At 62.2% G+C, this 12326-nt stretch carries 17 protein-coding genes; 7 read left to right on the top strand and 10 right to left on the bottom strand.

What is annotated here, in order from left to right; translation table 11 throughout:
- Position 1: 1 nt before the first annotated feature.
- The gene (lgt, locus tag LMTR21_RS32580) at positions 2-844 is read right to left on the bottom strand and encodes a prolipoprotein diacylglyceryl transferase (protein WP_065753430.1); all 843 of its coding nucleotides are present in this window, start codon (positions 842-844) and stop codon (positions 2-4) included.
- A 12-nt stretch (positions 845-856) separates the two neighbouring features.
- Positions 857-1591, bottom strand: a complete 735-nt coding sequence (locus tag LMTR21_RS32575) for a dienelactone hydrolase family protein (protein ID WP_065753429.1) — start codon at positions 1589-1591, stop codon at positions 857-859.
- Between the two features lie 187 nt (positions 1592-1778).
- Between LMTR21_RS32575 and LMTR21_RS32570 the strand changes: the two genes are divergently transcribed.
- The 4 genes from LMTR21_RS32570 (at position 1779) to ychF (ending at position 4971) form a co-directional block, all read left to right on the top strand.
- Positions 1779-2072 (top strand): accessory factor UbiK family protein, encoded by a 294-nt coding sequence (locus LMTR21_RS32570; RefSeq protein ID WP_065753428.1) that lies wholly within the window; start codon positions 1779-1781, stop codon positions 2070-2072.
- 288 nt (positions 2073-2360) lie between these two features.
- The gene (locus LMTR21_RS32560; RefSeq protein ID WP_065753427.1) at positions 2361-3083 is read left to right on the top strand and encodes a 50S ribosomal protein L25/general stress protein Ctc; all 723 of its coding nucleotides are present in this window, start codon (positions 2361-2363) and stop codon (positions 3081-3083) included.
- 22 nt (positions 3084-3105) lie between these two features.
- Positions 3106-3714, top strand: coding sequence for an aminoacyl-tRNA hydrolase (pth, locus tag LMTR21_RS32555; RefSeq protein ID WP_065753426.1), 609 nt, complete (start codon positions 3106-3108; stop codon positions 3712-3714).
- Positions 3715-3873: 159 nt separating this feature from the next.
- On the top strand, positions 3874-4971 hold the full coding sequence (ychF, locus tag LMTR21_RS32545; protein ID WP_065753425.1) for a redox-regulated ATPase YchF: 1098 nt from the start codon (positions 3874-3876) through the stop codon (positions 4969-4971).
- A gap of 122 nt (positions 4972-5093) precedes the next feature.
- On the opposite strand, the gene LMTR21_RS32540 is transcribed toward ychF, so the two are convergent.
- Positions 5094-5387, bottom strand: coding sequence for a DUF4282 domain-containing protein (locus tag LMTR21_RS32540; protein WP_065753424.1), 294 nt, complete (start codon positions 5385-5387; stop codon positions 5094-5096).
- A gap of 203 nt (positions 5388-5590) precedes the next feature.
- On the opposite strand from LMTR21_RS32540, the gene LMTR21_RS32535 reads away from it, so the two are divergent.
- The 3 genes from LMTR21_RS32535 to LMTR21_RS40415 all read left to right on the top strand — a co-directional run bounded on the left by LMTR21_RS32535 (position 5591) and on the right by LMTR21_RS40415 (position 6817).
- Positions 5591-6052 carry a MaoC family dehydratase gene (locus tag LMTR21_RS32535; RefSeq protein WP_065753423.1) on the top strand — a complete coding sequence of 154 codons (462 nt, stop codon included), beginning with the start codon at positions 5591-5593 and terminating at the stop codon, positions 6050-6052.
- A 2-nt stretch (positions 6053-6054) separates the two neighbouring features.
- Entirely contained in the window at positions 6055-6534 is a 480-nt protein-coding gene (locus LMTR21_RS32530; RefSeq protein ID WP_065753422.1) for a MaoC family dehydratase, read from the top strand.
- A 139-nt stretch (positions 6535-6673) separates the two neighbouring features.
- The gene (locus tag LMTR21_RS40415; protein ID WP_187399252.1) at positions 6674-6817 is read left to right on the top strand and encodes a hypothetical protein; all 144 of its coding nucleotides are present in this window, start codon (positions 6674-6676) and stop codon (positions 6815-6817) included.
- A gap of 35 nt (positions 6818-6852) precedes the next feature.
- Here the strand turns inward: LMTR21_RS40415 and LMTR21_RS40410 are convergent, their stop codons facing one another.
- The 7 genes from LMTR21_RS40410 to LMTR21_RS32500 form a co-directional block, all read right to left on the bottom strand.
- A complete protein-coding gene (locus LMTR21_RS40410; protein WP_187399251.1) occupies positions 6853-6990 on the bottom strand; it encodes a hypothetical protein in 138 nt (45 codons plus the stop codon).
- Between the two features lie 156 nt (positions 6991-7146).
- Positions 7147-7563, bottom strand: coding sequence for a hypothetical protein (locus LMTR21_RS32525; RefSeq protein ID WP_065753421.1), 417 nt, complete (start codon positions 7561-7563; stop codon positions 7147-7149).
- 185 nt (positions 7564-7748) lie between these two features.
- Complete coding sequence (locus LMTR21_RS32520; RefSeq protein ID WP_246174580.1) at positions 7749-8651, bottom strand: hypothetical protein; 903 nt, start codon at positions 8649-8651, stop codon at positions 7749-7751.
- A gap of 205 nt (positions 8652-8856) precedes the next feature.
- On the bottom strand, positions 8857-9291 hold the full coding sequence (locus tag LMTR21_RS32515) for a nuclear transport factor 2 family protein (protein ID WP_065753419.1): 435 nt from the start codon (positions 9289-9291) through the stop codon (positions 8857-8859).
- 173 nt (positions 9292-9464) lie between these two features.
- The gene (locus tag LMTR21_RS32510) at positions 9465-9731 is read right to left on the bottom strand and encodes a hypothetical protein (protein ID WP_065753418.1); all 267 of its coding nucleotides are present in this window, start codon (positions 9729-9731) and stop codon (positions 9465-9467) included.
- A gap of 168 nt (positions 9732-9899) precedes the next feature.
- Entirely contained in the window at positions 9900-10349 is a 450-nt protein-coding gene (locus tag LMTR21_RS32505; RefSeq protein ID WP_065753417.1) for a nuclear transport factor 2 family protein, read from the bottom strand.
- A 254-nt stretch (positions 10350-10603) separates the two neighbouring features.
- Complete coding sequence (locus LMTR21_RS32500; protein ID WP_141688340.1) at positions 10604-11425, bottom strand: hypothetical protein; 822 nt, start codon at positions 11423-11425, stop codon at positions 10604-10606.
- Between the last annotated feature and the right edge of the window lie 901 nt (positions 11426-12326).

The raw sequence follows: 12326 nt of genomic DNA, 5'->3' as shown, positions 1-12326 counted from the left end.
CTTAAATCGACTTCTCTATATGCTGCGGCGTTCCGCGGCGCCATGCCATCATGATCAGGATGCCCCCGGCAATGATCATCGGCACCGATAACAGCATACCCATGGTCAGCCCGCCCCACAAAAATCCGAGCTGGGGATCGGGTTCGCGGAAAAACTCGCTGGCGATGCGCGCGAGCGCGTAGATCGCAATGAAGCTGCCGAGGATCAGGCCGGGCCGCTTCAGCGCGCCCATCCGGATCATGACAGCCAACACCGCAAACAGCAGGAGGCCCTCGAGCCCGGCCTCGTAGAGCTGGCTGGGGTGACGCGGCAGCGGCCCGCCATCCGGAAACACCATGGCCCAGGGCACGCTGGCATCCGCCGTTCGTCCCCACAACTCGCCCTTGATGAAGTTGGCGAGCCGACCGAGGAAAATTCCGATCGGAGCGACGGCAGTCGTGATGTCGCCAAGCGAAAGGATGGAGATATTGTTCTTGTGCGCAAACAGCATCACCGCCGCGACGCAGCCGAGAAACCCGCCATGGAAGGACATGCCGCCTTCCCATAGTTTGAGAATGGCGGCGGGATTCTGGATGAAGAAGGCCGGGTTATAGAACAGCACGTAGCCGGTACGGCCGCCGATGATGATGCCGAGCGTGACCCAGAGAATGAAGTCGTCGAGTTGCACCGGCGCGATCGGCGCCGGCCCGCCCCACAATTTCTCGCTCCTGATCAGCACGCGCGCATACATCCATCCGAGCACGATGCCGCAGATATAGGCCAGCGCATACCATCGGATCGCGAGCGGTCCGATCGAAATGGCGACCGGGTCGATTTCCGGAAAGGTAATGGTGAGGAAGGGCATCGTGCGGGATGTCTACTGCGCGAGGTTGCGGCGATAGAGCGCCAACAGCCGCTCCCAGTGCCGCTCGGCGGCGTCGCGGTTATAGACCGGCCGTTTCGGGAAGGCGAAGCCGTGATGGGTGTCGGGAAAGATCTCGACCTCGTTCTTCGTTCCCTGCATCGCCTGCTTCAACTTGTCGATGATTTCCTGCGGCGCGTAGATGTCGGTCTCGGCGCAGGCGAAATACAATTCGGCCTTGGTCTTCGATGCAGCCAGATGCGGGCTGTCTGCCTGGTCGGTCGCAAGATGCGTGCCGTAGATGGAAGCCGCCGCCTTCACGCGATCCGGGAACTGCGTGGCCGCGTTGACGGCGTAGCGGCCGCTCATGCAGTAGCCGACGGTGCCGACGATTTTCGTGTTTGCCGCTTCTTGCGTCTCGGCGAAGGCGATCAGGGCCTTGGTGTCATCCATCACCATGGGAATGTTGATCGAGTTCATGAAGCCGAACATCCGCTTGCGCTCGGGCGCCTCCGGATCCGGTGGAATTGGCCCGAGCTCCATGACGCCCGAACGGTAATAAAGGTTGGGCAGCATCACGTAATAGCCCGACGTGCCGAGGCGGCGCGCCATGTCACGCAGTTCCTCGCGGATTGCCGGAGCATCCATGTAGAAGATGATGACCGGGAAGGGCCCGCCGCGCTCGGGATGGGTGATGAAGGTCGTGGTCTTGCCGTCCTTGGTCGCAATATCGATCTGCTGGTCGATCATGGGCGTTTCTTTTTGCTTCGTGATTCCGGGGGCTGGCTTAAGTGTTCGATACGATTGCAAGGAAACCGCAGCATGACAAGGCGAACGGCCGTCACGTCGAGCCTTGAACCGCGCTCTTGAACGTTTCTCCCGGGATTGCCATTGTCTTGTCGTAGCGATCAATTTGCAGCGACCGGAGCGTTTTGAGATGACCCAGACCAGCAATCGGTTTTTCGACGAGATCGGCCGTTTGATGAACGACGCCGCCGGCGCCGCGCAGGGCGTCAAGCGCGAGGTCGATACGGTCATGCGCAACCAGGCCGAACGCATCCTGCGCGACCTCGATCTCGTCAAGCGCGAGGAGTTCGACGCGGTCAAGGACATGGCCCGCCTGGCGCGCGAGGAAAACGAGGCGCTCAAGAGCCGGATCGCGGCCCTGGAAGCCAAGCTCGGCATTTCGCCGGCTGCCCCGGATGCCGGCAGCCTGAAGGCGGACGGGTAGGAGTTTTTCTTCACCAATCGTCATGGCCGGGCTTGTCCCGGCCATCCACGTCCTTCGTCGCGGCGGCAAGGGCGTGGATGCCCGGTCCAAGACCGGGCATGACGGCTTGAGGGGAGGGGCACTAGCCCTTAAACCCGCAGAAAAATCCCTTCATTTCCTTGTCATTTCGCCCCTTTGGGGCTAAAAGCCCGCCACGTCCGCAGCCCCCGCACCCCTGGAGGCTTGCTGTGGGACGCCAACGGGCCGCGATGCGGCCTTTAACTTTTTAGAAAACAAGGACTTAGCACGATGGCGACCGTCAAGGAATTGAAGGCGACCGCACGTCCGCAGAGCGGCAAGGGGGCCGCCCGGGCAGAGCGTCGCGCCGGGAGAGTGCCCGGAGTGATCTATGGCAACAACCAGCCCCCCGTGACCATTTCGGTCGACGACAAGGAACTGCGCCAGCGCATCCTGGCCGGCCGGTTCCTGACCACGCTGTTCGACATCGACCTCGAAGGCAAGAAGCACCGCGTGATTCCGCGCGACTTCCACCTCGATCCGGTGAAGGACTTCCCGCTGCATGTCGACTTCCTGCGGCTGGGCGAAGGCGCGACCATCCGCGTTAGCGTTCCCCTGCATGTCGTCAACGGCGAAACCTCGCCCGGCGTCAAGCGCGGCGGCACCGTCAACATCGTCACCCACACCATCGATCTTGAGTGCTCGGTCGAGAACATTCCGCAGTACATCGATGCCGACGTCGGCGCGCTGGAAATCAGCCACTCGCTGCATCTGTCCGAGATCAAGCTGCCGGCCGGCGTGAAGGCGCTGTCGCGTGAGGACGCGACGCTCGTCACCATCGTGCCGCCGTCCGGCTACGCCGAAGAACAGAAGGCTGCGGCGGCTGCCGCGGCTGCCGGCACGGCTGCTCCGGCGGCGGGTGCCGCTCCGGCCGCTGCTGCCGCGCCTGCGGCAGGTGCTGCAGCTCCGGCGGCGGCCGCCAAGGCGCCGGCGGGCGGCGACAAGAAGAAGTAAGCAGCGGCAGGGATGCCGCGCCATGCGCCTGTTTGTCGGTCTCGGTAACCCCGGTTCGAAATACGCGAACAACCGGCACAACATCGGCTTCATGGCCGTCGATGAAATTGCGCGGCGTCACGGTTTCGCACCGTGGCGCCGCCGTTTTCAGGGCGAGACTTCCGAAGGCACGCTCGATCGCGAGAAGGTCGTTCTGCTGCGGCCGACCACCTACATGAACGAGTCCGGGCGCGCGGTTCAGGAAGCTGCGAACTTCTTCAAGCTCGGCGCTTCCGACGTCACCGTGTTTCAGGACGAACTCGAACTGCCGCCGGCAAAAGTGCGCGTCAAGGTCGGCGGCGGTATCGCCGGCCACAATGGGCTGCGCTCGATCACCTCGCATATCGGCAACGACTATCGCCGGGTGCGGCTCGGGATCGGTCATCCCGGCATCAAGGAAATGGTTCACAGCCACGTGTTGTCGGACTTTGCGAAGAGCGACCGGGCCTGGGTGGAAGCCTTGTGCGCGGCGGTTGCCGACAATGCCGGCTTGCTGGCGGCGGGGCACGACTCTTCGTTTGCGAACAAGGTGCATCTGGCGCTGCAGGCCAAGGGAATTTTTGACAAGGCAGACGACGGGAAGCAGGGCTGACTTTTCGCGTCACTGCCCCGACGTGATGCCCGGCCTAAAGCGCGAAGCGCGTCTTCGCGCAGATGTGCCGGGCATCCACGTCTTCCTTGCCAGCACGAGACAAGACGTGGATGGCCGGGACGAGCCCGGCCATGACGAAGAGAAATAGTTGAGGACACGATGGGATTCAAATGCGGTATCGTCGGCCTGCCCAATGTCGGCAAGTCGACGCTGTTCAACGCGCTGACCGAGACGGCCGCGGCGCAGGCGGCGAATTATCCGTTCTGCACCATCGAGCCGAATGTCGGCGAGGTCGCGGTGCCCGATCCCCGGCTCGACAAGCTATCGGCGATCGCGGGCTCGGCGCAGATTATCCCGACGCGGCTGACCTTCGTCGATATCGCCGGCCTCGTCCGCGGGGCCTCCAAGGGCGAAGGCCTCGGCAACCAGTTCCTCGCCACCATCCGCGAGGTCGATGCGGTCGCGCATGTGGTGCGGTGTTTCGAAGATTCCGACATCACCCATGTCGAAGGCAAGATCGCACCGCTGGCCGATATCGAAACCATCGAAACCGAGCTGATGCTCGCCGACCTCGACAGTCTGGAAAAGCGGGTCGATAACCTCGCCAAGAAGGCCAAGGGTAACGACAAGGATGCCAAGGAAGCGCTCGATCTCGTCAATCGCGCCCTGGTGCTTTTGCGTGACGGCAAGCCCGCGCGCTTTCTCGAGCGCAAGCCTGAGGAAGAGCGCGCCTTCGGCATGCTCGGTCTGCTGACCTCCAAGCCGGTGCTCTACGTCTGCAACGTCGAGGAAGGCTCGGCCAAGGAAGGCAACAGCTTTTCGCAGCAGGTGTTCGAGCACGCCAGGAAGGAAGGCGCGGTTGCAGTCGTGATCTCGGCCAAGATCGAATCCGAGATCGCAACCCTGTCACGCGAGGAACGCGCCGAGTTTCTCGATACGCTCGGCCTGGAAGAGGCCGGCCTCGACCGCCTGATCCGCGCCGGCTACCAGTTGCTCGACCTCATCACCTATTTCACCGTCGGCCCGAAGGAAGCCCGCGCCTGGACCATCCACCGCGGCACCAAGGCGCCCGCGGCGGCCGGCGTCATCCATACCGATTTCGAAAAGGGCTTTATCCGGGCCGAGACCATCGCCTATCCCGACTACGTCGCGCTGAGCGGCGAAGCCGGCGCCCGCGACGCCGGCAAGCTCCGGCTGGAAGGCAAGGAATATGTCGTCGCCGACGGCGACGTGATGCATTTCAGGTTCAATAACTGAAATATTACCGTGGATGCGGACCCGTAGGGTGGGCAAAGGCGCACCGCGCCGTGCCTACCATCTTTCCATCAGCGCGAATGGTAGGCACGCTACGCTTTGCCCACCTTACGATTCCAGCGTGATTACCGCATCCCGCCCTGGTCACGGATTGCGCCGAGATGTTCGTTGATACGGAAGACGATCAGGATGAATTCCGCGGCGATGCGCGAAAACACCACGCCGACCACGACGCCGGCGATTGCGGACAACAGCATAATGAATCCGCCGAACGGGCTGATCGCCATCATGGCAAGTGCCGAAAAGATCCCGGACAGGCCGAACAGCACGATCAAGCCGATGACCAGCCAATAAAAAGTCTTGATGATCGTGGGCGTAATGAAACGATCCCACTGAAACAGGTCCTGAAAATCGAACATCGGTGGCCCTCCCCGGCGAGTCAAATAACCTGGTCCCCAGATAACACAGGGCTAACCCCGAAAACTGCTTCGGGCAAGCCGAGGTCGAGCACCGCGGGCGGCACTCTCTCCCGGCGAACGAGCCATGCGAGTGGGCGGGTTGAGATTGCCGCAAATAACGGCCACATTCGGGCTTGCCCACAGCCAATCCTCAATTCCCAGACATGACCACGCTGACTTTCGAAGACTTCAAGCCCGGCCATTTCGGCACGTTCGGACCACGCCATGTCACGCGCGAGGAGATCTTGGCCTTCGCCGCCGAGTACGACCCGCAGCCGATGCATCTGGACGAGGTTGCCGCCAACGCGTCGATGCTCAAGGGGCTGTCCGGTTCGGGCTGGCATCTCGGCTCGCTGATGATGCGAATGCTGTTCGACGGCTTTATCGGCCGCACTGCCTCGCTCGGCTCGCCCGGTGTCAATGAAATGCGCTGGCTGGCGCCGCTGCGTCCGGGCGACGACCTGACGCTGGATGTCGACGTCGCGGAGGCCAGGATTTCGAAGAGCCGGCCCGAGACCGGAATCGTGACCTTCAAGGGCACGATCCGCAATGCGGCGGGGGTCGTGCTGTGCGAGATGGAGTCGCCGATCATGGTGCGCCGGCGCTTCGAGGGGGGAGCGGAGTAGCAATGCGTTTCTTCGAGGATATCGAGATCGGCGCCCGGCGCGAGTTCGGTTCGTTTACTTTTACCGCCGACGACATCAAGCGGTTTGCTGCGCAGTTCGATCCGCAGCGCTTTCACCTCGACGAGGAGGAGGGACGCAAATCCCTGTTCGGAGGGCTGGCCGCGTCGGGCTGGCACGTCGCGGCGGTGTGCATGAAGCTGCTGGTCGCCGACGGCAAGCGCCTGTCGGCGGAAGCCGCCGCGCGCGGCGAGAAGGTCGCGGTATGGGGGCCGTCGCCCGGTTTTCGCGAATTGCGCTGGATCAGGCCGGTGCTGGCGGGCGATACCATCAGCTTTTCCAATCAGGTGGAGACCAAGCGGACCTCGGAGAAGCGTCCCGAATGGGGCATCCTCCAGGCCCGCAATACCGGCATCAACCAGCGCGGCGAAGCCGTGTTCTCGTTCCTCGCCACCGCCTTCGTGCCGCGGCGGGGTGGTGGTTAATGGTAGCCCGGCGCATGGTTAGCGAAATGTTCCGTTAGGGCTTCGTAATCCATGACTCCGCGCAACTGATTTTTTGCTAACGCATTTTGAACTTTCTGCCTGCCATAAGCGTCTCAGGGGAAGTACCGAGGGGATGAACATGGCAGATCGCAGCAGCCTGAAATTCGTCGGCTTTGTCTTCGCAACCGTCACAATGGCGGTAATGCTCACCGCCACCATGGTGGTGAAGTCCTACGCCGACGGCGTCTACACGATCGAGGAAACCTCGTTCGTGCGGCAGTAATTGCGGATTGGATAGTTACGAGCGCTGAAGAAAGTTCAGCGGCTCCAGAGCAGCGTCATTGCCACGACCGCGAACGTCAGCAGTCCGACGAAGCGGATCACGAGCGTGCCCATGCTACGGGACGACTGCCGCATCGGCATTGAATCGATGTTGTCTGGCTGAACGTTTTGCATCGCCGCTGTGTCCTTAAAAAGGTGCCTGTCGCCACGTGACGACGTCCGTCCTTGGACGCGACCGTGCTTATAAAGTTCAGATCGAACACAGCCAAACAAAACCGCCGCGCTCCGTTACGGAACGCGGCGGAGTGTTAGATTTTTGCAACGATCAGATCAGGCGTTACGCAGGCCGTCGGCAGCGCGCTTCCACTGCGTGACGTTGTCGGCGATCATGCGCGTCGACTTCATCGCCGCCTGGCTGAGCTGGGCGTAGCCCGAGATCTCGCGCTGAACGCGCTGGCCTTCGGCGTGCAGCAGGTCGCGGAGGCTTTCGAGTTCGGAAATCAGCTTCTCGATTTCCGCAAGCGAAGTGCCGGCGACGCGCTGGATCAGCGAATTGACGTTGTTGACGGTGGCTTCCGCATTGGCGTCGAGCGGCGCGGTGTCCGGAGCAACTGCGGGGCGGCGCAGATAGGCGATATCGTTGCGAACGAAATCACGGATGCCAGCCTCGACTTCGGAGACGGCGGCGAGATCGTTGTCGACCTCCGTGGTTGCATCAGTCTGTTCGGGACGAATGGTAGCGTTCATCGGCTATTCCTCTGTTTCGCTTTCAGGCGAGCGCGGACAGTCCCCCGCACGACGAAGTGGAGCGGGCCTCATCTGTCCCGCCGATTTTGACCGCATCTTGGCCAATCTGCGGCAATGGTCGTTCATTCTCGCGCGTTAACCTTAAACGGCTGAAAACCCCCGCCAAATCGGGCGATTTCGCCCTTTTACCAGCTCCGTTTGAAGCCCGCGCTGAGGCTCTTGCTGGCGACGCCCGAGGGCGTTTCGCCGATCGAGCCGGAGATGGTGACGCCGTCGAACAGCTTCTGCTCGGCGCTGACCTTGCGCAGCCACTTGTCGTCGGAGGTCGACAGCGTCTGGCCGGCGGTGAAGCTGGTGCCGGTATCGGCAATGCTGAGCCGTGCCGACTGGTCGGTCTCGTGGCTGCGGGTGGGATGGCTGACGATGCCGGGCACCGGCACGATGCCCTGCTGGATCAGGTTGTAGTCGTTTCGCAGCGTCAGCGAATATTGCTCGCTGATCGGCAGCGACTTGCTCAGGGAGGTGCCGAGCTTGCTCTGCTCGGATCCGGGATCGACGCGGGCTTCGACCGCGGTCTGGTCCCAGATCGAGGCCACGCCGGGAGCGGTGATCGCAGCCCAGGCGGTGCCGGACGATTGCGGCAGGCTGCCGCCATTGGCCAGCTGTTCCGAGAGCAGTTCTGATGTCGTTGCCGTGCCTTGCCGGGCGACGGTCATGTCGGCGCCGATGCGCGTATCCCAGAACGGCGAGATCGATTGCTTGACCGACACCGCGGAGGTGCCGTTCGCTCTCTCATTGGCGGACCATGACGCGTCCGCACTGGCAGCGCCCTTCGACGAACTGCCTCCCTTCGTCATCAGGTCGGTCAGCGTCGATGCGTCGACATTGAGCTGACTCCAGTCGAGCTTGTCGACGTCGATGTCCTTCATGATGTCGACGTCGTTGACGCTGGGAGCCGCCTCGGTCTCTTCGGCCTCCTGCGTCTCCGGTTCGTCATCCGCCGGCGGCGTTTGCGCCGCTGCCGTCAGCATCGTAGCCAAACTTACGCCGGCCACCAGCAATGGCAGCCGCGCCCAGCCAAATCGCATTTTCGGAATCATTGCCCGCCCGCATTCCAAGTCGCGCCCAGAATGCGTTCGCTCTGTTGCTAAATTATGGCGGGTGTGAGTGAACGCGGTCAAAAGTCCTCGTCATGCCCGGCCTTGTGCCGGGCATCCACGTCTTCGGACTCTGCGCACTCAAGACGTGGATGGCCGGGACAAGCCCGGCCATGACGGAGAGACAATCGACGGATTACACCGCCATTCGCGGCAGGTTGATCGGATAGCCCACGGTCTGCTCGACCAAATCGAACGTATCGACCAGCACGCGGAAGTTGGTCAGGCGGCCGGCCTTGAACTGCGCGAAATGGGCGATGCGCAGGCTGATCGGCTTGTTCGAATCCAGCGCCGTCAGCGAATAGCGCATCATCGAGGAAGCCGAGTCCACGCCCAGCATGATCGATTCGCGGTCGAAGCGGTGGACGCGAAAATTATCTGCGATCTGCCTGATGACATCGATCACGGCAGCCTTGCCGCGGCGCGAGCCGAAGAACGGATACATGTCGATCGGTCCATAGATCGCCCAGTCGACGTCCTCGTCGAGTACGGCTTCAAGATCGGCGGGCTGGCGTTCATTGATCGCGCGATGCAACGCGCGCGAAAAACGCCAGAGACTATGCTCTGTCATTTTGATCTGGTCCTTGGAACTGGAATTTAAAAAACGGCAAGCGCGCCCAACAGGGCGTCTTCATCGACGCCGGGCCGACATGCCGAACTACTGTTGCAGCCAGAAATAGGGCAGTTCGGCCAAAACACAATTGCCGTTTCTGCATTGCACAAATGCGGCGGTTTCGGCCACTTTTAGCGGTCGTGGCGGCGCACCGGCTCGCGTTCGATGGCGATTTCGGCATCGCGGATGGCGATGATGCCGAACAGCAAGGCGCCGCCGATACCGCCGATCGCGGCCCCCAGCGGCATGAAGGTGAAGAATACCAGCATCCCGCTATAGCCTTCAAAACTCGTGGTTTTAAAGACTTCGATCCAGACCAGCCCGGCCCCGATGCCAAGCGCGGCGCCTCCCAGAATGCCCAGCGCCAAACCAAGCAAAGCCAGCAACGCGATCTTCATTAGGTTCTACATGCCCGCAAACAGCCTTGTGGTGTGTCACGGCCGCCGCGATCAGGTTCAATGGTGCCGGGAAAATGAGCGCTGGGGATGCGCTGCCTGTTGATGCGTCATTGCGCAATGATGCATGGCCGCTGTCGTGTCAAGCGCAGGCCCGGATTGACGACCGCGCTAGATCGGGTCGGGCCGCCGGCCGGTCAGGATCGCGGCGATGTCGCGCTCGAGCAATTGTTGCACCAGGTCGAAGGTGTCGATGATTTCCCTGATGTGGCTGATCTTGCCGTCGCGCAGCGTGTAGAAGCCGGCGATGTCGAACTGCACCATGCGTTGGTTGATGTTCTTGCGGAAGAACACGCGGATGAAGGCGGCCGCCTTGTCGCCCTCGGTGACCAGCATCGGCACCTCGCAGCGCAGCTCGGAATAGCGGGCGCGCACCGCATTCCACATCTCGCGCAGCTCGGCCTTGCCGCGGCGATGGCCCATATGCGGAAGGATGTCGATCGGGGCGTTGGCGAGGGATTCGCAATCGTCGGTGCAGCGCTCCAGCGCGGCTTCGACGTCGCCGGAATACAGGACGTTGAGGAAATCCAGCACGCGCTGGCGATTTGATCCCTCGGTCATTCGCCCACCTACCTGTGTTCGAGCCGGCTTTTGCGGGCCGTATCCATTGTGAACGGAACGGCACAACTAACAATCGGCAAAAGGGCTTAAAGTATTCTGAAAGGACTTTGACGCGCTTGCCCGGCGGAAGGTTCAGCAGCGGCCGGACGGCCCGGGCCTGCGGTAGGCCATCACCGTTCCCGAGGCGGTGCGGCTTCCGCAGCGCCGCTCGCAACGCCGGCCACGCTATTTTCGGGTAACCATAGCGGCGCATGTTACCGCTTGCCGAACTCCGCTTCCGGCGCGGCCTTGCTGGTGGTGAGATCGATCACGAACCTTGCCTTCTTCTCGTGGCCGGGCGGGACATAGGCTTCGCTGGGTCCCAACTCGCCAAACAGCTGCTTCGGCTTCGGAAAGCCCTTGGTGCATGCGGTCTCGATCGTTGCCTTGTCGGCATGGGCGATTTCGACGGCGACCGTATCGGGTCCCGGTCCGGCGCCGAGCCTGGCGAAGCCGAAATATTTCGATGTCTCCTTGCAATCGACGACGTTGGACCCGTAGGCGCCGACGGCATCCTCTCCGGTCACGAAATAGTTCAGGGACATATCGATTGTCTTGGAGAAGTCGCGGGTGAACACCATTTCGGCGACGCCGGACTCGAGGTGGCCTTGCCCGATATGGCCGGTGATGCAGATCAGGCGGTCCTGCTTGTCGTTCCGCACAAGCGTGATGCAATCGTTCACCTGAAGTCCCGGCTGATATCCGTTGAAGATGGCGCCGCCGTCCTTCTGCTCGAAGATAACTGAGCCGCCGAAATCATTGGCATGGGCTTCGCAGCCGCTCTCATAGCTGACGACGAGAAGCGTGCTGCCGTCGGCGAGGAATTTGCCGCTGTAACGATCCGGCCGCAGCTTGACGTCGCAGCGCTTGCGGCCGGGATAGGCCTTGGCCCGCCTGCAGGACGATCCCTTGATGTCGGCGGCATCGCAGAACGTTGCGAGCAATGGGCGGTCGGGGTTCGGCGCCTTGTCTTTGGCTTGCGCGAAGGCCGGTGGACTCACGAGTGCGAACAGGATCGCCGCGCCGATTGTTTTCAAGAGAGTCTCCATGGTGGCCGCAGGTGAAGCACTAAACCGGTTTTCGCGGTTGGCGACAATGCGCGGATTCAAATGTCAAACAGCTCTCGCCTGTCGTCACCCGCGGAGGCGGGTGACCCGGCATTCCAGAGACGCCAGTGCTTGAACCGAGACGCCGCGGCGTACTGGATGCCCCGCCTGCGCGGGGCATGACAATGGAGTAGACGCGTTCTCGCATTCTCGCGGCACATTGCGCCCGAGCTTTGCGATCTTCGTTGCCCTCGAAATCGAAGAGGGCGCAGGGAAGGCCGGGTGCCCATGACACCCGCAGTCGTGCGCACAGGGGGGCACACGGCGGACTGCAGGTGCGCCGGAACACCCGGCCTTCCCTGCGCAATGGTTTTAACGGCTTATGGCGCGCTCTTCCCGGAGCCGAATTCCTTTGGTCTCCGTCGCTGACGGATTGACGATCGATCGAAGCCCGGTCGGGCCCGACAGATCTCCGCCAGCTTGACACCAGCCACGGGTGCCAGAACCACACGCCTTTGCCGTACGCGGCTTCCTCGACCAGAACTTTCCAATCGGCCCGCATGCTGCCAGACCAGAATTCTGGTTGAAGCGTTTAAGCGCCGTTCGTCGCGCACCGTTCGATCGCTCACAGGACAAAGCCCGCCCTGCAACCACCTGCGCGCCCGACGCTGCCGCGTCCACCGCATCCCGCGCCCAACGTCCGTGACGATCGCGATACGCCCCTCCAGCGGGTGCGGGATGGCCGGAGTTGTAGGGGTGATTTGGGGTAATCGCGAAGCAGATTATTTTCGTTGGCAGCACTGGACCAAGCCATGCCTGATTTGCCCGGCAAGCCACGCAATCTCTAGTAGTTCTTTCGCGGGGCTGCCCGGGCTCACCACGCGTTCGATGC

The sequence above is a fragment of the Bradyrhizobium paxllaeri genome, assembly GCF_001693515.2.
In the GTDB taxonomy this organism is placed as follows: Bacteria; Pseudomonadota; Alphaproteobacteria; order Rhizobiales; family Xanthobacteraceae; genus Bradyrhizobium; species Bradyrhizobium paxllaeri.
The sequence above is the reverse complement of the archived record's forward strand: the minus strand, read 5'-3'. Positions and strand labels throughout refer to the sequence as shown.